General features: G+C 57.3%; 11 protein-coding genes. 8 read left to right on the forward strand and 3 right to left on the reverse strand.

Going from position 1 to position 22,799, the window contains the following annotated elements:
• Positions 1 to 1,011: 1,011 nt before the first annotated feature.
• The 7 genes from E1H13_RS20790 to E1H13_RS20820 all read left to right on the forward strand — a co-directional run bounded on the left by E1H13_RS20790 (position 1,012) and on the right by E1H13_RS20820 (position 13,622).
• Positions 1,012 to 1,761, forward strand: a complete 750-nt coding sequence (locus E1H13_RS20790) for a hypothetical protein (protein ID WP_169616252.1) — start codon at positions 1,012 to 1,014, stop codon at positions 1,759 to 1,761.
• Between the two features lie 120 nt (positions 1,762 to 1,881).
• The gene (locus E1H13_RS20795) at positions 1,882 to 2,142 is read left to right on the forward strand and encodes a hypothetical protein (RefSeq protein WP_169616254.1); all 261 of its coding nucleotides are present in this window, start codon (positions 1,882 to 1,884) and stop codon (positions 2,140 to 2,142) included.
• Positions 2,143 to 2,166: 24 nt separating this feature from the next.
• Positions 2,167 to 3,249, forward strand: a complete 1,083-nt coding sequence (locus E1H13_RS20800) for a type IV toxin-antitoxin system AbiEi family antitoxin (protein ID WP_169616256.1) — start codon at positions 2,167 to 2,169, stop codon at positions 3,247 to 3,249.
• A gap of 27 nt (positions 3,250 to 3,276) precedes the next feature.
• Entirely contained in the window at positions 3,277 to 4,089 is an 813-nt protein-coding gene (locus tag E1H13_RS20805) for a nucleotidyl transferase AbiEii/AbiGii toxin family protein (RefSeq protein ID WP_169616258.1), read from the forward strand.
• Positions 4,090 to 4,208: 119 nt separating this feature from the next.
• Positions 4,209 to 10,742, forward strand: a complete 6,534-nt coding sequence (locus tag E1H13_RS20810; RefSeq protein WP_169616260.1) for a DEAD/DEAH box helicase — start codon at positions 4,209 to 4,211, stop codon at positions 10,740 to 10,742.
• Between the two features lie 16 nt (positions 10,743 to 10,758).
• Positions 10,759 to 12,837, forward strand: coding sequence for a UvrD-helicase domain-containing protein (locus tag E1H13_RS20815; RefSeq protein WP_169616262.1), 2,079 nt, complete (start codon positions 10,759 to 10,761; stop codon positions 12,835 to 12,837).
• A gap of 140 nt (positions 12,838 to 12,977) precedes the next feature.
• Positions 12,978 to 13,622 (forward strand): restriction endonuclease subunit R, encoded by a 645-nt coding sequence (locus E1H13_RS20820; protein WP_169616263.1) that lies wholly within the window; start codon positions 12,978 to 12,980, stop codon positions 13,620 to 13,622.
• An 8-nt stretch (positions 13,623 to 13,630) separates the two neighbouring features.
• Here E1H13_RS20820 and E1H13_RS20825 read toward each other — a convergent pair whose 3' ends face one another.
• Positions 13,631 to 17,314: an AAA family ATPase gene (locus E1H13_RS20825; RefSeq protein ID WP_169616265.1), complete on the reverse strand. Its 3,684-nt coding sequence runs from the start codon at positions 17,312 to 17,314 to the stop codon at positions 13,631 to 13,633.
• 138 nt (positions 17,315 to 17,452) lie between these two features.
• Here E1H13_RS20825 and E1H13_RS20830 point away from each other — a divergent pair, with 138 nt between their 5' ends.
• Positions 17,453 to 18,016, forward strand: coding sequence for a Uma2 family endonuclease (locus E1H13_RS20830; protein ID WP_169616267.1), 564 nt, complete (start codon positions 17,453 to 17,455; stop codon positions 18,014 to 18,016).
• Between the two features lie 23 nt (positions 18,017 to 18,039).
• Here E1H13_RS20830 and E1H13_RS20835 read toward each other — a convergent pair whose 3' ends face one another.
• Together E1H13_RS20835 and E1H13_RS20840 are read right to left on the reverse strand one after the other, a co-directional pair.
• A complete protein-coding gene (locus tag E1H13_RS20835; protein ID WP_169616268.1) occupies positions 18,040 to 22,332 on the reverse strand; it encodes an AAA family ATPase in 4,293 nt (1,430 codons plus the stop codon).
• Positions 22,333 to 22,344: 12 nt separating this feature from the next.
• Positions 22,345 to 22,764 (reverse strand): hypothetical protein, encoded by a 420-nt coding sequence (locus E1H13_RS20840; RefSeq protein ID WP_240966763.1) that lies wholly within the window; start codon positions 22,762 to 22,764, stop codon positions 22,345 to 22,347.
• Between the last annotated feature and the right edge of the window lie 35 nt (positions 22,765 to 22,799).

Genomic DNA, 22,799 nt, shown 5'->3' on the forward strand with positions numbered 1-22,799 from the left:
CAGCAGGGGAATATCGTCAACCCGTTCTGTGATAACGGTTAGAGGAGTTTCCATAGCCCAAATCTAACCTAATTGGCCGACCTCACTCAAAAATGAGCGAACCGGGAGTTCAAAGGTATTTCATCAAGAATTGAATTCCATCAGCTTGTCAATCTTTATAGCCCAACCACGATCACTGCTTGCCGAAATCATCAAAAGCCTGAAGATCCAGTACCAGGTATTAAATCTGATGACGATCGCTGGGAAACACAGGGGCATAGTGATCGTATTGTTAAAGTCGATTTTGATGCCCTAAAAATCTTTCATGCACTCCTTGAAGATGAGACGGTTCCTATCGCTGAGTCCCGACTGCCCCAGGTTCACGCGACACAACTGGTCTCGGTAATTGACAAAATCAGTCAAGCAGCCAAGTGGTTGTCCTCGTTGAACGGACAATATTACGGCACCGATTTGTTTCACGAATCTAATAGCCAGCGAGACGGCATCCTTACACGACAAGACAACCCCAGCTTTGTCCCCACCTATACCTCGCAATGGGTGGTCAGCGGTCCCCACTTTTTTGTAGGCACTCCATTCAACAAAACCCCAAAAACGGCGTGTACTTCTCACCGAGCTTATAACGACATCGATCTTTGTGCCTTGGATGTCGAGTATTTGCCACGATCGGTCTACCGTCCTGGTAACAAAGACGGCAATCTCGCTAAATTCGAACAAGAAATTCCCCGATTAAAAGATCACCTAGTTACTAAAAAATTTCGTTTTGCTAATCGGGCAATGGCAAGTCTAAGTACAGAAAGATCCTTGATAAGTACAGTCTTGCCCCCAGGGGCAACTCATATTCATGCAGTGGCGTCAATTGTTTTTGATAAAGAAGTTGACTTGATAGGATTTGCTTCTGAAAGTTTTTCCTTGCTCGCAGACTTCCTTGTTCGAGCATCTGGCAGAACAAACCTACGAGTAGCAGATCTTCAAGTCCTTCCCAAAATCTCAGATCCCTGGCTCACCCCCATCATGCATCGTGGCCTCCGCCTCAACGCCCTCACCACGCACTACGCCGACCTCTGGACATCCGTCGCCCTCACCGGCATCACCCAAGACACCTGGGCCAGTGAGAGTGAGATATTGGTAAACGCCGAGAAAGTGTGGATGGGTGAAGGGGTAGATGAGTGGATGGGTACAGAGGTCGATGGGTTAACAGACCAACCCACATCCACACGCCCACCCATCCACCCGCCCACTCATCCACCCATCCCCTCGCCCACCCATCCACCCGCCCACCCGCCCACCCATCCACCCAAAACCTACCCCTACGAAGCCCCCTGGCCCGCCCTCGACCCCCACCAGTGGACCTGGCACTCCCCCCTCCGCAGCGACTACGCCCGCCGCCAAGCCCTGCTCGAAATCGACGTCCTGGTGGCCCTGGCCCTCGGCCTCACCCTCGACGAACTCCAAACCATCTACCGCGTCCAGTTCCCCGTCATGCGCCAATACGAAATCGCCGACGAATACGACGCCCACGGTCGCCTCGTCCCCAGCACCCACCGCAAAACCGCAGGCGGCAAAGAACTCCGCGAAGCCCGCAAAACCTGGGACGGCGAAACCCCCCTGACAGTAAGCTGGGCGATCGACGACGGCCTCCAAACCGTTACCAAAACCTTCTACCCCCCCTTCACCCGCGTAGACCGCGAAAGCGACTACGACTACGCCTACCATGCCCTAAAACAGAAGTACGGCATGAAAACCCCGTTGCCCTCACCCTAAATCCCTCTCCCCAGGGAGAGGGACTTTGAGGAATCCTTCCGGCCCCCCTCTCCCCCAGGGAGAGGGGCTGGGGGTGAGGGCTTCCCCTAACGCACCAACAGACCAACCTAGGAACACCCAATGCAAGCGATCGAATTTGAAACCCGTATCGAAAATGGGGCGATCCTCATTCCCGCCCAGTATCAAACAGCCTTCGGCGATCGCCTTCAGGTCAAAGTCATTCTGCTCAAACCAGAACCATCCCCTGAGGATGAGGATGATCTAATCGCCGAACTGCTAGCCCATCCCCTCGAAATTGATAACTTTGTGCCCACAACCCGCGACAAACTCTATGATGGGAGGCATAGACTCCCTAATGACATAGACTCCCCAATGACATAGCCTCCACACACTGAGACAGTTCCTATGAAACGTCCTAAACACCCTCTGCTCAGGCGGGGCTTAGAATATCTCAATGGTCTTCCTCAGATCAAAGCTATTGCCATAGAAGAGCCGTTCGCGTCAGAGCGGCTGATCGCTGACGGCAAAGTCACACTTCACAGCCCTCAGGGTGAAATTGAGTACGTTGTTGAGGTGAAGTCAAACGTTAGCCTAGAAACATACGATGATGTACTGAAGCAGCTTGAGATATACCGACAGCGGCTAGAACCCGGTCAGCGTAACCTTCTAGTTGGGGATGATTTCTCGCAATCAGTTATTAAGAAATTGATTGATTCTGGGATTGAGTTTATTGATGCCAGCGGTGCTGTTTATCTCAGCAATCCATCCTTATATGTTCTGATTCGAAAAGATGGCGCTAAGCCTCAACCTGCGTCTAATATCAAAATCGGTTCTACCCATCTCAAAATCATTTACGTCATTCTTCAGCAGCCCGAGATTCTAGAAAAAGCTCCAGGAAAAATCACTCAACTCGCTGGCTTTAAGAGGGAAGGGCACGTACTACGTAGGGTGCGAGAGCTTTGTAGCCTAAACTATCTGGATCGCCTGCCTAACCAAAAATTTAGGGTCAGCGACTATGTTGGCCTTTTGGAAAGATGGGAAATTGGTTACGCGGAGTCCTTAAGAAATCATTTATTAGTGGGCCAGTTTCGTCCTCCAAAAAATTTAGGTCTTGCCGATTTTTTTGATAAAGTCGTTGACCAAGCGAATCACTTAGGACTCCTGATCGGTGGAGAGCTAGGTGCTGGTCTGGCGACTCAATATCTGAAGGGCATCAAGGCCATTCTCCACTTACCTCAAGAGGTAAACTATCGTACTGTTGCAGCTCAGTTGCGGTTAATGCCAGATCCCCAAGGATCAATCACTTTTCTTAATCAATTTGGAACGTCTAACGCCTGGGACAATAACCGTTTTTCTTATATTGCCGATCCACTCTTATTGCATGCTGAGCTTTCATTAGAGACAGACGAGCGGCTTAAGGAAACTGCCCAGCGTATTTTTGACGACTTCATAGCTGAGCGAATTCCTAGCTTGAATCGGGAACTCTGACTCTGACGCTAAAAAGCTGATCATTCTATGGCAGAACCCGATATTTCATCGCTGTTTCAAGATATATCCAGCATTGTTGAGAGATTTAACATCCCAATCCTCATGATTGGGGCCAGAGCACGAATTTTCGTCTTTGACAATCAGTTTGGGATCGAGGGCCGGGCTACTCGCGACTGGGACTTTGCCGTTCGACTAGATGCGTGGTCTAGCTTTGAGGCACTAGTTAACGCTATGACCAATGGTAAAAAAGCCCCGTTTAAGAAGACCAATATTCATCATCGCCTCATCCACAAAAAAACAGGTGCAGAAGTTGAACTTGTACCCTTTGGAGAAATTAGCGATGTTCAGCAGCAAATTCGATGGCCTGACAACAATCTGATGAGTGTCTTAGGGTTAGAGGAGGCGCTAGAAAATTCTATCACCCAACAAATTGATGGTGTTGAGATTCGAGTTCCTCGCCTTGCCGTTGTCGTGGCCCTGAAGCTGCTAGCTTGGCATGAACGTTTAGAAAATAAAGATCTCGACGATGTAGTAACAATTCTAAATGACTATCAGGAGGATGAACGAGTGTTTGACGAACTGCTCGATGAAGTGGAGTCTGGGGAAATTGAGCTGGATGCGATCGCCGTGATCCTAATTGGCAAGGATATTCAGCATTTGTTTGAAGATAGCCCAGCTTTAGTGAAAGTACGGGAAATCGTAGACGAGATATTGCAGGAGCAAGACCATTGTTTGCCAAGGTTTATAACTGCCAGCGAACCAGATTGGGACGATGCCTTCAATCGCCTAGTACAAAAATTTAAAGCCCTTCAATACGGGTTGGTGCTGAGCATGGGATGATTGACTAGGGGGCATTACAAGTAACTGTTTGTGAAATTGAATTCTTTAGAAACTCTGGGCACCCTGACGAGGAGGCAGATCTGTGAATACCCTAAGTAAATGCTCCCCAGTTTAGCCCCATGCTCCCAGCCCACCTCGCCGACAACATCCGTCGCCAGGTCCTCTACTACCTGCAATCCACCTTCGACTTCCGTGACGGGAAAGTGGCCCAAGCCTTTGAGCGCTTCCTTGAAGACCCCCAGCAGGGCATCTTCAAAGGCCCCTGGGTACAACTCAAACGCCCCTTCCGCCTGGCCGAAGACTACACTCCCCCCTTCGATATCACCGTCCCCTTCACCCCCTTTCGCCACCAGTCGCGGGCCTGGCGACGGCTCCACAGCAACGGCCACCAGCCCGAACCCACCCTGATCACCACTGGCACCGGCTCCGGCAAAACCGAGTGCTTTTTGTACCCCGTGCTCGACCACTGCTTTCGGGCCAAGCAGGCCGGGCAACCCGGCATCAAAGCCATCGTGCTTTACCCCATGAATGCCCTGGCCGCCGACCAGGAAAAGCGCTTCGCCAAAACCATCTGGCAAGACCCCCAGCTCAAAAATGCGGGCATTCGCGTCGGCACCTACACCGGGCGCTACGACCCCGCCGACCCCAGCTCCCAAGATTCTGGCGACACCCAGATGGGGGCCGACCACGGCATCACCAACCACACCGCCCAGCTCGACGCGCCCCCCGACGTGCTGCTGACCAACTACAAAATGCTGGACTTTTTGCTGCTGCGGCCCCAAGACCAGCGGCTGTGGCGCTTTAACGAACCCGGTACCCTGCAATACCTGATTCTCGACGAACTGCACACCTACGACGGTGCCCAGGGGGCCGATGTCGCCTGTCTAATTCGCCGCCTCAAGGAACGGTTGGACATTCCTAAAGGCCAGCTCTGCGTGGTGGGCACCAGCGCCACCATGGACGATCGCGATAGGAGCGATCGCGCCCTGGGCAACGACATTGCTGATGCCATAGAGACAGGGGGCGATCGCCTGGCCCGCTTCGCCAGCACCCTGTTTGAAGAAGACATCCCTGCCGAAGCGGTGATTGTCGAAGACCGGCTCACGGTAGAAGAAATCGTCACCGGGCTAGACGATGAGCTGGTGGAACTGCACCTGCCCACCCCCGCCGACTGCCAACCCCACCCCGACGAAGACGCCCCCGCCTATACCCTGCGCCAGGCGGCCCTGTGGGGTGGCCCCCAGTTCACTGGAAATATCCACGACACCGCTGCCCTCGATCGCTGGGGGGTGGCCCTAGGCCAGTGGCTCTGCACCACCCGCCTGTTCAAACAACTGCTGACGATCTTTGACGACAACGAGCGCACCGGCACCGATGCCATCACCTGGCATAGCCTGATCGAACGGATGGCTAGCCAGGAATTGGGCTTTTTGCTGATCACCCGGTTTGAGGAGCGGCGCTGGATTCTGGTGTCGTTCTTTGCCCTGGTGGCCTTTGCCAAGGAAATTCGCAGCGGTCGCGCCTTTCCCCTGGTGCCCACCCAGGTGCAGCTGTGGATTCGTGAACTCACCCGCATTGGCCGCTACGTTAGCGAAGCCCCTGCCTTTTGCTGGCTGGACGAGCCCGCTGGCGAAAACCGGATGCTGCCCGCCTTTCAATGCAGCGAGTGCGGTGCCTCCGGCTGGATTGGCCTCAAGGATACCCAGGCCGAAAGCGCCATTGGAGCCAAAGGCGTAGAAGGCTTTAAGCTTACCGACGATGTCAAAGCCATTTACCAGGGCTGGTTTGGTCGCCACGGAGGCCGAGACGCCAAAATCGTCACCCTCATGCCCGACCCCGAGGGCACCGCCAGCCAATGGCGCATCCAGCAGCAGGGACACGATCAGCCCAGCCTGTTTGGCCAGTGGTATCTCCATCCCCAAAGCCTGGTGGTGCGCCAGGGCGAAGGCCCCTGCCCCCTCACCGACGACAGCCGCCGCTTTCGGGTGGCGATCAACCACGACGTGGAAACGATCAAAACTAAGGGTAAAAGCCAACTGGTGGGCAAGCAGGGCTGTCCCTGCTGCGGCTCCCTAGAAAGTATGTTTATTATTGGCTCCCGCTCCGCTACCCTCTCTAGCGTCATGGTAGATGAGCTGTTTGGCTCCGTGCTCAACAGCGACCCCAAGCTGCTGGCCTTCACCGACAGTGTGCAGGATGCCTCCCACCGGGCCGGGTTTCTCTCGGCCCGCACCTACAACTTCTCCTTCCGCACCGCCCTGCAACGGGTGGTGGATGATGCCGGTGCTGAGGGGGTGCCGCTGACGGCGGTGGGCGATCGCCTGCTGCACTGGTGGGGCAGCCCCGGTGTGGGGCGACCGGGGAGTTTAAAGGATGCGATCGCCGCCCTACTCCCCCCCGACCTGGCCGACTTTGAAGACTATCTGGCCTACCGCAACGGTGGGGCAGACCGACCGCCCCCACCACTTTTACAGGCCATCCAAGCCCGGCTGACCTGGCAGGCCAGCAGCGAGTTTGGCGTCATGCTGGTGCGGGGGCGCACCCTGGAGGCCAGTGGGGCCACCTGCCTGGCCTGGGACTGGGCCTGCATCACCCAAACCGTCGAAGCCCTGCGGGACAGCCTAGAGGTGGTCGATACCAGCCTCACCTCGTTGCCCATCGCCACCCTGGGCCGCTGGCTGCTGGGTATTTTGCACCGCTACCGTCTGCGCGGGGCTCTGGGCCATCCCTACCTGATCGACTACGCCCACTACGGCTTTTGGGGTAAATCTCCCTTTGGCCGCTACCTACCCCAGCGCGAAACCCACCCGCCCATGACCCGGTTTCGCCCCCGACTGATGGTCACCAAGGGCGACAAATACCACGACCACATGCTCAGCAGCACCTCCGGCAACACCCAGCCCTGGCACATCCGCTGGACTCAGCGGGTGCTCGATCGGCCCACCATCGGCGACCTGGAAGCCCTCGACCTACTGCAACTGCTCTACGACAAAGCCGAGGCTACGGGCCTACTCCAGCGCCTCCATAGCGATGGCAGCAAGGTCTACTACGCCCTCAACCCCGCCAAGGCCAGTCTGGTGCCCGATGGGGTCAAGCTCACCTGCTCAGAAACTCGCCGATCCATGGTTCGACCTGCGATCGAGGCGGAGCTATGGGACGGTGCCCCCAGCCTGGAATACAGCGCCCAAAACGGCACCTACCGCCGCGACGAGTTCACCCCCCGCCAGGGCTACTACCAAGACCGCTATCGCAAAGGTGCCCTGCGCCGGGTAGTGGCTAGCGAACACACCGGCCTGTTGACCACCGACGAGCGGGAAACCCTAGAAAGTGCCTTCTCCACCACCCAACACGCCGATGACCCCAATGTGCTCACCTGCACCAGCACCCTGGAGATGGGCATTGACATTGGCGATCTGTCCAGCACCATGCTGTGCTCAATTCCCCCCACCACCGCCAGCTACCTGCAGCGCATTGGTCGGGCCGGGCGCTCCACGGGGACAGCGTTAATCGTCTCGGTGATCAACCACCAACCCCACGATCTGTTCTTTTACGGTCGCCCAGGGGAAATGCTGCGGGGCAAGGTCGATCCACCGGGCTGTTGGGTCGATGCTTCGGCGGTGTTGGTGCGCCAGTACCTGGCCTACTGCTTCGACTCGGCCACCAAGGCAGGGCAACTGCGGGAAATGCCCGGTAGCGGCTCCCAGTTTGTCCGCGACATAGACAACGTCCAGGGGCAAATTCCGGCCATGATCGCCTGGGTGACCCAGGGTGAGGCCGAACTTCAGCAGGGGTTTCTGGCCCGCTTTGCCAGCGACATTCGCCCCGATACCCGAGCCCGGTTTACCACCGAAACCGAAACCGAACGGTTGCTCCAGCGCCTGCGCCGGGTGGCCCAGGAGTTTGACCAGCAGCGCCGGGAGCTAGAAAACGCCCGCCGCCGCCTACAAGACCAAAAAGCCAAGCTCGACGAGCACGAACTGGAGGCCCGCCAGGAAATTGAAGATGAACTGCGGGTGCTCAAGGGTCGCCAAACCAGCCTGGCCCGCACCACCGCCCTGGAACTGCTGACCAACAACGGCCTCCTGCCCAACTACGCCTTTCCCGAGTCCGGGGTGCGGTTCTACGGTTCCGTCTACAACCGCCACCGCACGGCAGAGAAACCGATGCCCCCCATTGAGGTGGTGCGCCCAGCGGCCAGCGCCCTGCGGGAGTTAGCCCCCCACAACCACTTCTATACCCACAAGCGCCAGTTTGAAATTCAGCAAATTGGCGTCGGCAGCCGCGAAGAACCGTTGACCGAAACCTGGGCCATCTGTGGCAAGTGCGGCCACATGCGCCCCACCAGTGATCTCACCCAGGAAAATGCCACCCCCGCCTGCCCCCAGTGCCACTACGACGGCGGGGCCGACAGTCAGGCGGATATTGGTCAGCACAAAACCTTTGTCAAGTTCTCCCGCTCCCAGGCGATCTCGGTGATGGAGCAATACGAGAGCCTATCGGGCGATCGCTCCGATGAACGGCAGAACCAGTTCTACCAGCGCCGCTACAGTTTTGACCTCACCCTTGATGCCCCCAGCGGGGCCACGGGGGAAGAAGGGCTACCCTTCGGCATTGAGTATCGAGCGGCAGTGACGTTGCGGGAGGTCAACGTTGGCTACCAGGACGATAAGGGGGCGGTGGCCTTTGGCCCCGAGGGACTAGCGCCAGAGAATGGATTTGTAGTCTGTGCCGACTGTGGCGTGGTGGCTGGGCCGTTTGAGGCGCTCGATAAAGTTAAGCACCGCCGCAGCTGCTCGGCCCGGCGCAAGCTCGAAAAAGCTAAGGCTGAAGGCCGCACCATTAACCCCTTCAAAGAAGTCCCCGTCTACCTCTACCGAGAAATCCAGTCCGAGGCGATTCGCATTTTGTTGCCCCCCATGGCCGAAGACGAAATTCAAACTCTGCGGGCCTGCCTGAGCTTGGGGCTGCGACTGCGGTTTGAGGGAGACCCCAGCCATCTCACCATCTTTCCCCAGCAGTTACCCGACGGGGACAATGGGCTGACCCGAGACTACCTGGTGATTCTCGATCGCGTCCCCGGTGGCACGGGCTATCTCAAAACCCTGTTTCAGGAAACCGACGCGGCCCATCGCAGCGGCGAAGGCATGATGGCCGTGATGCGGCTAGCCCTGGATGCCATGGAAAGCTGTCGCTGTGGCCGCATCAGCGCCCTAGAGGAGAACGACACCGACGGTTGCTACCGTTGTGTGCGCACCTATTCCCAGCGCTACAATGCCGCCCAGGTTAGTCGTACCCTGGGGGTGAGGCTTTTGAAACAGCTGATCCAGGCGGGCGATCGCCGCATCGAGCGAGCGGGGCTGAGCGATATTCCCAATACCTCCCTATTCGGCAGTTTGCTAGAGCGGGAACTGGTGCGCAAGCTGGAAGAATGGGTACTCGACAAATCAGGCACCTGGGAGAAGACCCTGGTGCAGGGCAAAGCCGGGTTCCGGTTTACGGTTCCCCATCCCAACCACACTTGGGAGCTGGAACTCCAACCCCAGCTTGGGCCGGCCCAGGGAGTCCCCATTCAGTGTCAGCCCGACTTTTTGCTGCGCTGTGCCGATGATGAGTCCATTCGGCCCATTGCCATCTTCACCGATGGGTTTGAGTTCCATGTCACCACCAACCGCCTGGCCGATGACCTGGCCAAACGCCGCGCCATTCTCAGCTCCGGTCGTTACCACCTGTGGAACATCACCTGGGACGATGTGCAGCACTCCGGCCCTGATAGCTTCTGCATTGTGCAGGCTCCCGTGGCCAACAAGATGGAGTTTTTTGCCAATGCTGCTGCCAACCAGGGCATCGTCATGCCCGCTGGTCGTCGCGCCGCCGGGAACCCCTGGCAACAACTGCTCGCCTTCCTGGAACGCCCCAGCGCCACGGGTTGGCAACAGTTGGCCAACTTTGCCGCCGCCTTTCCCCTGGAGGTGCTAGCGGCCCATCGCACCCATCTGGAACCCGATCTGTTTAGCGCCCTGGAAGACTGGCGTACCGGCAAGGACTTTGTCCCCCCCGCTAGCGACGAAAAGGGGATCTGGGTCTGTAATCCCCAGGCCAGTGCGGGAGCCGATGTCGTCGCCTTCTCCAGCCTAGAAGCCTGCCTGGCCAACCAGCGTCACCAGGTGCGGGTCAGCGCCCGGTTAGGGGATAGCGACGATGAGCGCCTGGCCAGTCAAAGCTATCGACCCCGGTGGCGCCGGTTTTTAGCTTGCCTTAACCTGTTTCAATTTTGTGGAGCCTTTACCTGCTTCACCACCTCAGAAGTCACCGAGGGTACGGCTCCTGATGTCGTCCCCACAACGGTAGTCGATACCGCCAGCGGCCCCTGGGCCGATATCCGCGAGGAGGTAATTTCCTCCCTCCATGGCCTGGTAAACAGTTTGGCCGCCGCCGGAGTGCCGCTGCCCGCACCGGCCTACGAAGCCGAAGCCATTGAGGACGATGCTCTGGCAGAATTGGCTTGGCCTGACCACTCGCCTCCGATTGCAGTTTTGGCTGGCGATCAAGCGTCCCTTGCCTCCGCCTGGCAAGCCGCTGGCTGGAAGGTCGTCACCACCGATGACCTCCAGGCCCAGGGCACCACCCTTTTGATTGACCTTTTTAACCCCTGATCTGGGAGAACGAACCATGGCTCAATTAATGATGCACGCCAAGGTGTTTAAGCGCTTCTACAAGCTGCCCACCAAGGTGCAAAAGAAGGTCGCCACCCTAATCGAAAAATTTCAGGTGGATCCCTGGGACCCGGCCATTGGCCTGCATGGGCTCAAAGAAACCATGCTGGATGACAAAGTGCGAGGGGCTGATTTGCCTGACGGTTACCGGGCCATTGTCATTGCTCCAGAACAGGGCGATACCTTCTTGTTAGTTCATATTGACTCCCACGATCGCGCCTACGACTGGGCCAAAAATAAGCGCTTTGAAGTCCATGGCAGCACTGGCGCATTCCAAATCTTTGACGCCCAGGCAACCCAGCAGGCTGCTCAGCAGGGGGCAATGCCAGCACCCTATAGCCCAGCTAACCCCTATATCCTGCAAAATCTCTCGGATGATGAGCTGTTCCAGGCGGGTGTCCCCCAGTTGCTGATCCCCGCTGTGCGAGAAGTCCGCAGCGACTATGACCTAGAGATGTTAAGCAAGTATTTGCCCGACGAATGTGCTGAAGTGCTGATTGGCTACGCCGCTGGCCTCTCCCTCAATGAGGCCCTCGCCCAGGCTCTAGGGTCTGACCATGAAGTACCTCCCGCCGCATCGGTAGAAGGCCCCGGCGACTTCTCGCAACTGACCCAGCGATCTAACCGCGACCTGGTTGTTGTCGAGGGCGAAGATGCCCTCAAGGCCATGCTCCAGGGCGGCACCCTGGAGGAGTGGCGCATTTTCCTGCATCCGCGCCAGCGCCAGTTAGTGGAGTGGGAGGTGAACGGCCCCATGAGCATCACCGGGGCTGCCGGAACTGGAAAAACCGTAGCCCTACTGCATCGAGCCGTTTACCTGGCCCAAAGGCTTGACCATCCCAAAGACAAAATTTTGCTGGTGACGTTTTCGACCAACCTGGCGATCACCCTCAAAGGGTACATCCCTCGGCTTGACCCCAGGGTTACCGACCAAATCGAGGTTACCCACCTCAACCAGTTGGCCCGCACCATCTGCCAGCGGGGCGGCTGGAAGGGACGCATTGCCTCCCCCGAAGAACGGGATGAACTGTGGGAGGAGGTCTGGGCTGCCCCAACCATTGCCGACCTGCCGATGGCGAAGGCCGACCTCCAAGAGGAGTTCAACCTGGTGGTCGATGCCAATGGGATTGAAACCGAGGAAGACTACCTGACAACGGTGCGTACTGGCAGGCCCCGTCTGGGTCGCAAGCAGCGGCGGCAGGCTTGGCCCGTCTTCAAGGCTTTCAAACGCCTGCTGCTCAAACGCAATCTGATGACCTTTGAGGGGGCGATTCACCAGGCTCGGCTGGTGGTAGAACAGGGCAACTTTCCTCAGTTTCGCCATGTGCTAGCCGACGAGGTACAAGACTTTAGCCTCGAAGGTCTGCGACTGCTGGCCGCCCTTAGCCCCCTGAACAGTGGTCAGCTCAATCCTCTCTCTGTGGCTGGGGACGGGCACCAACGCATCTACCGCACCCGTGTCCCCCTCAGCCGGGCGGGTATCGAAGTGCGGGGGCGTTCCAAACGCCTCAAAGTGAACTATCGCACCAGTGAGCAAATCCGTCGCTTTGCGGAGCAGATTCTGGCTGGCTTAGAGGTCGATGATCTGGATGAGGGTAAGACCAGCACCGTAGGCGATCGCTCCGTCTTCACTGGGCCAACCCCCGAAACCATTCCCTGCGCTGATGAAACCGAGGAAGCCAAGGTGATTGCCCAATGGACCAAGGCCCTGGTGGAAGCAGGCCAGTTTTCTGACCATGAGATTTGCGTTACCCCCTACAAACCAGATATCCGCGCTGCTTTACAAGCTGAGGGGCTGAAGACCTACGAACTCCAGCCCAGACAAGAAGACCCCGGCCCTGAAGAACCTGGGGTACGGCTGGGGACCATGAAACGGATCAAGGGCCTGGAATTTAAGGCGATCGCCCTGGCCTGTGCAGGGGATACCGATGCCATGAACGATTTAGCTCAGGCCACTCTCCTGGATAAGTGTGAGCGCTATGTTGCAGTCACAAGGGCGAGGGAGCGTTTGCTGGTTTGCATGCAAAACGGCTAGACACCTTACCCCCAATATTGCCAGCCGAGACCTGCAAACTATCTGCTCGATGGGCCTGTTTCAGCAACGTTAAACTGGAGGCTACTGTACCAGCCCGAGGCCCCTGTCGCCGCCGTGCCCTGTCCCTTTCCCGAGATGCTATGGTCAGCGTTATTCCCGCCAGTCAAGTCTCTATTGCCCTGCTCGAAGAGCGCTATGGCCTGCGGGAGGCAACCCAGCCGGACTTTTTTTCGGAATGGACGCAGGGGTTAGGGGAACTGACCGAGCTAGAAAAGCAGTATCTTGATCGGGTGAAAACCCACTTCAAACGTCTCCTAAAAAGCCCGCCGCTGTTAGAAAACAGCGTCAAGATGGTGGTGCTTTCGCCGCTGCTGGATATGGCGGGTTTCTATGATGACCCGTTTCATATTCGGTCGGAGGTGAGTGTTGAAATTGCCACTGAAGACGAAGGGGAAGTGATTCGCGGCAGGATTGATGTGTTGGTGCTGAAGGATCGGTTTTGGATTTTGGCGCTAGAGGCGAAGCGCAGTGATTTTGATGTGAATGTGGCGCTCGGGCAGGCGCTGGCCTACATGCTGGCCAACCCTGAGGTGGAGCAGCCTTCGTTTGCCATGGTAAGCAATGGCCAGAGTTTTTTGTTTCTGAAGCTGACGAAAGCGCCGCAGCCTCAGTACGCCAATTCTCGCCTATTTTCTTTGGTCAATCCGGGGAACGACCTCTACGATGTGCTGATGGTGATGAAGTGTATTGGTCAGGTGGTCGTAACTGACTCTCAGAGTGATTAGCCTGGACTCTACCGCCAAGCGTGCCGCTCACAGGTGCGCCTTGCCAGCCTTGCGGTCTCATCGGTCTCGCTTCTGGCGATCAGGTAGCCCCGAATGCGATCGCAGGTATAACTCACCCAGCCTACCTCCGCCAGCCACATCGGCCACAGCCGCACTGTGCCATCATCACCGCCACTGACCACTGTTTTCCCATCAGCACTCAGGGCCACAGACCTGACCACCCCCTCATGGCCTTGGAACGGCTCCCCGATCGGTTGGCCCCGGCGATCCCACAGCCGCACCGTGCCATCATCACCGCCACTAACAATAGTCTTCTCATCAGCGCTCAGGGCCACAAAACTGACCACCCCCTTATGGCCCTGGAAGGGCTCCCCGATGGGATGACCCTGGCGATCCCACAGCCGCACTGTGCCATCCCTTCCGCCACTGACCACCGTGTCCCCATCAGCGCTCACAGCCACAGAACTGACCACCCCCTCATGGCCCCGGAAGGGCTCCCCCATGGGATGGCCCTGGCGATCCCACAGCCGCACCGTGCCATCCCATCCGCCACTGACCACCGTGTCCCCATCAATGCTCAGGGCCACAAAACTGACCCAATTGTCATGGCCCTGAAAGGGCTCCCCGATGGGATGACCCTGGCGATCCCACAGCCGCACCGTGCCATCCTCACCGCCACTAACAATAGTCTTCTCATCAGCGCTCAGGGCCACCGACCAGACCACACCCTTATGGCCTTGGAAAGGCTCCCCGATGGGCTGGCCCTGTCGACTCCATAACCGTATCGTGCCATCGAAGCGCCCACTAACAATGGTGTTGCCATCCGCACTGAGCGCTACAGAACTGACCCCACCCTCATGGCCCTGGAAGGACTCTCCGATGGGCTGGCCTTGACGATCCCACAGCCGCACTGTGCCATCCCTTCCAGCACTGACTATTATTTCCTCATAAGGGCTCACAGCCACAGACAATACCGAACCTTCATGACCCTGGAATGGCTTCTCGATGACCTGACCCTGGCGATCCCATAGCCGCACTGTGTTCCAGCCTCCACTGACAATGGTGCTGCCATCCGCACTGAGCGCTACAGAATTGACCCCACCCTGATGACCCTGGAAGGGTTCTCCGATGGGCTGGCCTTGACGATCCCACAGCCGCACTGTGCCATCCCAGCCCCCACTGACAATGGTGCTGCCATCCGCACTGAGCGCTACAGAATTGACTCCATGTTGATTGGCCTGGAAGGGTTCTCCGATGGGCTGGCCCTGGCGATCCCATAGCCGCACTGTGTTATCCCAGCCCCCACTGACAATGGTGCTACCATCCGCACTGAGCGCTACAGACTTGACCGAACCTTGGTGACCTTGGAATGGCTCACCAAGAAGTTGACCCTGGCGATCCCACAGCCGCACCGTGCCATCTTCACCACCGCTAACAACTGTGCTGCCATCCGCACTGAGCGCTACAGAATTGACCCAATCTTTATGACCCTGGAAGGGCTCTCCGATGGGCTGACCCTGGCGATCCCACAGCCGCACCGTGCCATCCTCACCGCCACTAACAATAGTCTTCTCATCAGCGCTCAAGTTCACTGAAAAAACCGGTCCGTCATGACCAGCCAAGACAGCAACTTCTTCGCCTGAATGACTCCAGAGCCTCACGGTACCATCATCACCTCCACTGACAAGGGTGGTACCATCTGCGTTGAACGCTACAGAATTGACTGAACCTTTATGCCCCTGGAAAGGCTCTCCGATGGAGTGACCCTGGCGATCCCACAGCCGCACCGTGCCATACCATCCGCCACTAACAATAGTCTCGTCATCAGTGCTCAAGCTTACTGAAAAAACCGGTCCGTCATGACCACCAAGCACTTGAGCAAACCGGGCATAGCGATTTCCTAAATCTAACACGGCAGAGGAGATGACCCCATCGCCTCCTATGCGAGGCAGCTTAACTAAAGGGTCACGAGCCAAGCCGATGGCAGCCAAACCGTTCACCATACTCCCTAATGGATCGCTCTCTGCTAAAACCTTTGCCGTAGTCGCGTAAATATGAATTTGCCGTCGTTCGACCCGCCACATTTGGTACCCGACAAAGGCGCTGAGGCCAGTGGTTAACACCAAACCTGCTGCCAAGCCCGCAATGCCTAAGCGTTTCAAGCGTCGCTCTCGTTGTTCAGACTGATCAGAAGCACGGAAAAAGTCGAGGCAGCGTTGATTGAGATCCGACGCGCTGGTTTTTGCAAAGGTACGCAGCAGATCCAAGTCGGGCGATCGCCACAGCAGGCCAGCGGGCCGTCCCTGGTCATGCCAATATTGGGCAGCGGCTTCCAGGCGGCGTTGAAAACGAATATCATCGCGGCTGCTGTCCAGCCAGAGATTGAGCTGTTGCCAGTGGCCAAACAGGGCTTCGTGGGTCACCTCCGCCACATCCTGATTTTCTTGGCTAGCCAAGGTCACCAATCGCGCCCCAGGAGAGGAAAACCGGGCCAGCACCTGCTGCACCGTCTCCGGGCTGTCCTGGCTGGCGATTAGGCTGTCCACCGGGGCGCGGCGACGGGTGTCGCGGGTGCCCTCCCCCAGTTGAACCAGACCAATAAAAATGCGGCGGGCCGTCTCCTTTTCCGCTGGGCTAAGCTGGTCATAGATCGCCTGGGCCTTCCCCGCCAGGGCACCGCCCACCCCCCCCATCTGGCGATAGGTCTCCGCCGGGGCCACCCCCTCCCCCAGCCCCTCCCAAATCCGAGTCAGGGCAAACTGAAGCAGCGGCAGCGCCCCCTCCCGGCCCTCGGTATCCTGCACCAACAGATCCACCGTCGCCTGATCCAGGGGATGTCCGGCCCGTTTGGCCGGTTCAGCAATGGCGCAGCGCAGCTCCTCCGTGGTCATCGCCGGGACGATCGCGCTTTGGTCGGAACCGATAATTTGATTCAGCCCTGGATGGCGCTGGGTTTCGCCCAAAAAGTCGCTGCGCAGGGTAATCACCACCGACACCTGGGCACTGGGGTCTTGGGCGGCGGTAAGCAGGTTGTCAATGAAGGCTTGGCGTTCCTCGGTGTCCTTACAGAGGGAGTAGACCTCCTCAAACTGGTCTACCAGCACCACCAGCGGGGCATCCTGGATTTGAGGAATCAGGCTGGCGATGCGGCGCAGGCCATCGTAGACCCCTTCTTTATTAACCAGTCCCAACTCCGTAGCAAACTCCCGCGTTTTGGTAACGGGCATTGGGTCTTGGGTCGCCGTTTTCGCCAGCACCCCCGCCAGCGCCTCCAGGGGATGACTACCGGGCACCAGCACCGCCACCCGCATCTGGGCCTTGCCTAACACAGGCCGCTGAGCCAAGGCCGGAATCAACCCCGCCCTCGCCAACGAAGACTTGCCACAGCCCGATGGCCCCAAGATCGGCAATAGACGGGGCACCGTGGACTGCTCTACCAGCCGTTGAAACCGTTCCCAGAGTCGGTCTACCTGGACTTCGCGGCCAAAGTAGCGATCGCCATCCTGTTCCGTAAATGCCGCCAGCCCTTTGTAGGGATTGGGGCCAGTCTTGGCGGTTGTATCGGCAGCGGGCTCCGGTTGCTGCTGGGTAGTCTGGTGAATGACATAGATGGTGTTGCCATCGCCGGAGACGATCGCACTCCCCACCGCGCTTTCTTGAATTTGGATGCCGCGATTTGACGGGTCACCCATAGCCCCATCCCCCTCAGTCTTACCCCCTTGATAGCACAATCCCAGACCGTCCCAACCCTGATCACACCGACCTTCGTTAGGATAGAAGCACCCCACCGCCCGTCGGTCCCAGGATAGGGCATGACCAAGGGACAACCTATGGCCACGATTCTTAACCTAGAGCCGCTTACCGCTGCCCTGACCCGAGAGCAGTTTTGGTCGCTGTGCCAGGGCAACCCAGAGCTACGACTGGAGCGATCGCCCCAAGGAGAACTGATCATCATGAGCCCGGTCGGGGGAGAAAGCGGCAATCAGGAAGCGACCCTGATCATCAAAGTTGGCATCTGGAATGAGCAGACCCAACTGGGCTATGTGTTTAGTTCTTCGACGGTTTTTAGCCTGCCCCAGGGGGGCGATCGCTCTCCCGATGTGGCCTGGGTAGCCAAAGCCCGCTGGGAAGCCCTCAGCCCTGAAGACCGGGAAGGGTTTCCCCCGCTCTGCCCCGATTTTGTGATTGAACTGCGTTCCCGCAGCGATCGCCTGTTGCCGTTGCAGGCCAAGATGCAGGAATATCTAGACAGTGGCCTCCAACTGGGCTGGCTGATCAACCCACAACAGCAACAGGTGGAAATCTACCGCCCAAATTGCCCCCCTGAGGTAGTTTCTCTGCCTGCCACCCTCTCAGGGGAGGATGTCCTGCCGGGATTCCAGCTTTGCCTGTAAGGCAGCTTGGCTGGCACAACTGTCTAGTTATCAGGATTAGCCAGAGATTGGGCGACGGCGGCAGGGTCTTGGTCGAGGGTGTCGGTGGCGGGGTTGAGGTCAATTTCAGGATCGCGATCGAGGGCTTGTTGGAATCGGCGGGTAGCCCTGGCTATTTCCCCATTACGGGCTAGGGTGGTGGCCTCTCGCACCAAATGCACCGCAGAATACCTGAGGGCAACGGCTCTGGGGGTTTGCGCGATTTCTTCGGTGGCAGGGTCGAGGTCAAGATCATGACCCGCCGCTTGGGAGATCCTCAATAGGTGGCGTAGCAGGGCGGTAGATTGGCGGACATTGCCCTCTCTGGCAAGTTCATGGGCGGCTGTAACCACGGTGGGATGCACGGGCAAGTTAGGGCAGGTCAGGCGGTACTGGCGTAAGTCCTGTTGCACATAGTTACGCCACTCGATAGCGCTGAAGTTACGGTAGTGACGCTGACAGATTTGCTCTGCCAAATCTTTAGACCCAAGCCAATAGATTCGCGCTGTTCCGTCATCACTTGCCGTAGCGACTACCCGCTGCCCATCCCCACCAAAGGTTACAGCACGAACCGCATCATCATGAGTGAGGATAGCGATTACATCTCCTGTAGCTGCATCCCACACCCGTGCTATACCGTCTCCGCCGGCCGTGGCAACATACTTACCATCCCCACTAAAAGTTATGGTTTCGATTCCAGCACCGTGATTAAGGCTGGTGATTACGTCCCCTGTGGCTGCATCCCACACTCTTGCCGTTCCATCCAAACTTGCTGTAGTGACCCGTCGCCCATCTCTACTAAAGGTCACGCTAGTTACCAAGTTCTCGTGGGTAAGGATAGCGATTGTATCTCCTGTAGCTGCATCCCACACCCGTGCTGTGAGATCTCCACTCGCTGTAGCGACCTGCTGGCCATTCCCACTGAAGGTTACGGCAGTGACCACACCATCATGGGTAAGGTTGGCGATTACGTCCCCTGTGGCTGCATCCCACACTCTTGCCGTTCCATCTCCACTCGCTGTAGCGACCTGCTGACCATCCTCACTGAAGGTTACAGCACGAACTCTACCATCATGGGGGAGGGTAGTGATTATGCCCCCTGTCAGCGCATCCCACACTCGTGCCGTACCATCATCACTTGCTGTGGCGACCCGTTGTCCATCACCGCTAAAGGTCACAGCACGAACTCTACCATTATGGGGGAGGATAACAATTAAATCCCCTGTGACTGCATCCCACACTCGCGCTGTGCCATCTCTACTCGCTGTAGCGACCTGCTGACCATCCTTACTAAAGGTTACAGCCCAGACAATATCATTATGGGTTAAGGTGGCGTTCACTTCCCCTGTGACTGAATTCCACACCCGTGCCGTACCATCAACACTTGCCGTGGCGACCAGTTGCTCATCTCCACTAAAGGTTACGCTAATAACCTGACCCTCATGTTGGAGAGTGGCAATCACGTCGCTCATGGTCAAATCTCTCACCCGTGCCGTGCCATCATCACTTGATGTGGCGATTCGCTGCCCATCACCGCTAAAGGCCACAGCACGAACTACGCTATCGTGAGGGAGAGTAACAATTACATCTCCTGTGACCGCATCCCAGACTCGCGCCGTGCTGTCTAAGCTCGATGTGGCGACCCACTGCCCATCACCACTGAAGATCACGGCATTGACCCATTGATCATGTTTGAGGATGGCAATCACTTCTCCTGTGCTTGCATCAACCACCTTTGCAGTGCCGTCCTTACTTGCTGTGGCAACCTGCTGACCGTCATCACTAAAGGTCACATCAGTCACCCAATCATCATGGGTAATGGTGGCAATCTCCTCCCCTGTAAGCGCATCCCACACTCGTGCCGTGCCATCATCACTTGCTGTAGCGATCCACTGACTATCATCACTAAAAGTTACAGTGCGAACTACACCATCATGGGGGACAGAAGCAATTACCTCGCCTGTGACCGTATCCCACACTCGCGCGATGCCGTCTCCGCTTGCTGTGGCAACCCGTCGCCCATCTCCGCTAAAGGCTATAGCAAGAACAGAAGCATTAGTAGTGAGAATAGCAACCACCTCCCCCGTAATCGCATCCCATACCTTTGCCGTGCCGTCCCTGCTAGCCGTGGCGATTCGCTGCCCATCTCTGCTGAAGGTCACATCAAGAACTACATCTTTATGGGTGAGGATGCCAATCATCTCACCTGTGACCGCGTCCGTTAACTGTGCCGTACCGTCATCACTAGCTGTGGCAACCCGCTGATCATCCTCACTGAAGGTCACGACAGTCACCCAATCATCATGGTGAATAGTGGCAATCTCCTCTCCTGTGACCGCACTCCACACTCGTGCTGTACCGTCAAAACTTGCTGTAGCGATCCGTTGACTATCCTTACTAAAGGCCACAGCAGTGACCCTATCATTATGGGTAAGAATTATTTGAGATGGTTGGGCTGCACTTCTGCGTAGTGCTTGATTAATAGTGCCCCGTTCTTGTCTCATGGGGCTAACAATATGGAAGGCGTGTATCGCTAGTAATGCACCAGCCTCTTGGAAGATCGCACGAGGTTGATCCGCTAACTGTTCTGCCTGAGTTGCTAATTGCCGGGCTAGGGCTAATTGTTCCGCCCGACGGGATTGGATACCAAACCAAGTCATCCCCGCTGCCAAAAAAGCCAAAGCTCCAATCCCTGTCCCCCGCAGAAGAAGCTGTTGCCGTTCTGCCCGCTCAGAGGCACGGAAGAAGTTAAGGCAGCATGGGCTGAGATCAGGGTTAGCGGTTCGGACAAAAGTACGGAGAAGATCCAGATCCGGCGATCGCCACAATAATCCCGCTGGCCTTCCCTGTTCATCCCAGTAGGTTGCAGCGGCCTCTAATCGCTGCTGCAAGCGGATATCATCCCAACGATCGCTAATCCAGTCTTTGAACCGCTGCCAGGTTTCAAACAGCGCCTCATGGGTCACCTCCGCCGTCACCTCACCCTCCACCGTGGATAGGGTAATCAAGCGCGCATTTTCCTTAGAGAACTCGTGAATGACTTCCCGTACCTGCTCGAGGGTGATCTGGCGGGTGGCCAAATCTTTGACCTTGATCCGGCGACGAGTCACCTGGTTATTCTCTCTTCCCGGCTGCACCAAGCTCAGAAAAATTCGCTGCGCGATCGCTTGCCTATCGACCTTCGAGCTACCAGCATCCTTTAAACCATCAAAAATCTTATCTGCCCTATCTGCTACCGCCCCCCCAATGCCCCCAATGTCTAAATAGACCTGCAACGGCGATCGCCCCTGTAGCGATTCCTGCGACAGATCCTCCCACAGCTTGGTTAGCGCAAACTGGAGCAACGGCAACGCCCCCTCTTGCCCCGCCATATCCTGCACCATGCGATCCACCAGGACGTCCTCTAGAGGATGTCCTGCCCGTTTGGCAGGCTCCGCGATCGCCCGCGCCAATTCCGCTGCCGTCATCGCCGGTACAATCACCCCCCGATGGGAAATCGCCTGATTCAAGTCAGGGTGGCGCTGCGTCTCCCCCAGAAAATCACTGCGTAGAGTGAGGATGACGGATAGGTTGCCGCTGGAGTCCTTTGCAGCACACAGCAGGTTTTCAATGAACGCCGTGCGCTCTTGAATGAACCGCTCCCGCCGGTTCTGCTCCTCCGGTGTCGTACCTCGGGGCTCATTGGTATAAATCTCCTCAAACTGATCCACCAGCAGCACCAACGGAGAGTCTCGGATTTCTGGCATCAGGGCAGTGATGCGTCGCAGGCCGTTATATTCACCACTAGTTGAGGGCTTAGCCAGTTCCTCGGTAAACTTTCGGCTTTCGGCAACAGGTATCGGGTTTTCGGTTACTGCCTTGGCCAGTACCCCGGCTAGGGCTTCCAGGGGATGCTCACCCGGCACCATCACTGCCACCCGCATCTGGTTTTTCCCTAGCAGAGGCCGCTGAGCCAGGGCCGGAATCAGCCCCGCCCGCACTAGGGAAGATTTTCCACAACCCGATGGCCCCAGAACCGTCAAGAGGCGAGGACCGCCTGACCGCTCCACAAGAGTCTGAAATTCCTCCCACAGCCGGTCGATCTGAGCTTCACGACCAAAATAGCGATCGCTATCCTTCTCCGTAAATGCTGCCAACCCCCGGTAAGGATTTGGGCCAAATTTTGTAGAGGTGCCAACCGTTTCCAGCTCTGATTGCTGAATGACTTGGTAGATGACGTTAACAACGTTGCCATCGCCGGAGACGATCGCACTCCCCACCGCACTTTCTTGAATCTGGATGCTGCGATGATCGCCCATTACGCCCCACCCCTATAGCACTAACCCTACCAATGGCAGCAGTTTGTGGCCATGCTGCCCCAGCCATCCCGCCGTCGCCTCCACATGGGGTCGCAGTCGGTCGATCGCATCCCCAAAATCCGCCAACTTCTTAATGCGCTTCAAGCCAGTTTCCAGAGCATCAGCCATGATCTCCTTATCCGGTTCTGGCTTCGCCACCTCCTGCGCCAACTCTTCCGCTGCGCCAGCGATCGTGGGGTTGTTCAGGCTGGCGAAGATTTCTTTCAGCGCCTCAATCTCCGCCTGAATATCCACCGTCTCCGGTTCCGGCAGTGACGCCTGCTGGAACTGCACCGAGATCGTATTGCTGTCGCCGGTCACCACGGCACTGCCAGTCACGCTGCCGCCAATCTGTACCGAGCGGTTGTCGCCTGGGGTATGGGGAGTCGTCATGGCCAAGATTGCTAAAGATTTACTTCAACTGTAAG

It is taken from the genome of Nodosilinea sp. P-1105 (genome assembly GCF_012911975.1).
Taxonomy (GTDB): Bacteria; Cyanobacteriota; Cyanobacteriia; order Phormidesmidales; family Phormidesmidaceae; genus Nodosilinea.

What these genes read in the sequence shown, in the direction of transcription:
- E1H13_RS20790 (WP_169616252.1), top strand. Translation starts at nt 1,012, where the DNA reads ATGCATCGTGGCCTCCGCCTCAACGCCCTCACCACGCACTACGCCGAC.
- E1H13_RS20795 (WP_169616254.1), top strand. Translation starts at nt 1,882, where the DNA reads ATGCAAGCGATCGAATTTGAAACCCGTATCGAAAATGGGGCGATCCTC.
- E1H13_RS20800 (WP_169616256.1), top strand. Translation starts at nt 2,167, where the DNA reads ATGAAACGTCCTAAACACCCTCTGCTCAGGCGGGGCTTAGAATATCTC.
- E1H13_RS20805 (WP_169616258.1), top strand. Translation starts at nt 3,277, where the DNA reads ATGGCAGAACCCGATATTTCATCGCTGTTTCAAGATATATCCAGCATT.
- E1H13_RS20810 (WP_169616260.1), top strand. Translation starts at nt 4,209, where the DNA reads ATGCTCCCAGCCCACCTCGCCGACAACATCCGTCGCCAGGTCCTCTAC.
- E1H13_RS20815 (WP_169616262.1), top strand. Translation starts at nt 10,759, where the DNA reads ATGGCTCAATTAATGATGCACGCCAAGGTGTTTAAGCGCTTCTACAAG.
- E1H13_RS20820 (WP_169616263.1), top strand. Translation starts at nt 12,978, where the DNA reads ATGGTCAGCGTTATTCCCGCCAGTCAAGTCTCTATTGCCCTGCTCGAA.
- E1H13_RS20825 (WP_169616265.1), bottom strand. Translation starts at nt 17,314, where the DNA reads ATGGGTGACCCGTCAAATCGCGGCATCCAAATTCAAGAAAGCGCGGTG.
- E1H13_RS20830 (WP_169616267.1), top strand. Translation starts at nt 17,453, where the DNA reads ATGGCCACGATTCTTAACCTAGAGCCGCTTACCGCTGCCCTGACCCGA.
- E1H13_RS20835 (WP_169616268.1), bottom strand. Translation starts at nt 22,332, where the DNA reads ATGGGCGATCATCGCAGCATCCAGATTCAAGAAAGTGCGGTGGGGAGT.
- E1H13_RS20840 (WP_240966763.1), bottom strand. Translation starts at nt 22,764, where the DNA reads ATGACGACTCCCCATACCCCAGGCGACAACCGCTCGGTACAGATTGGC.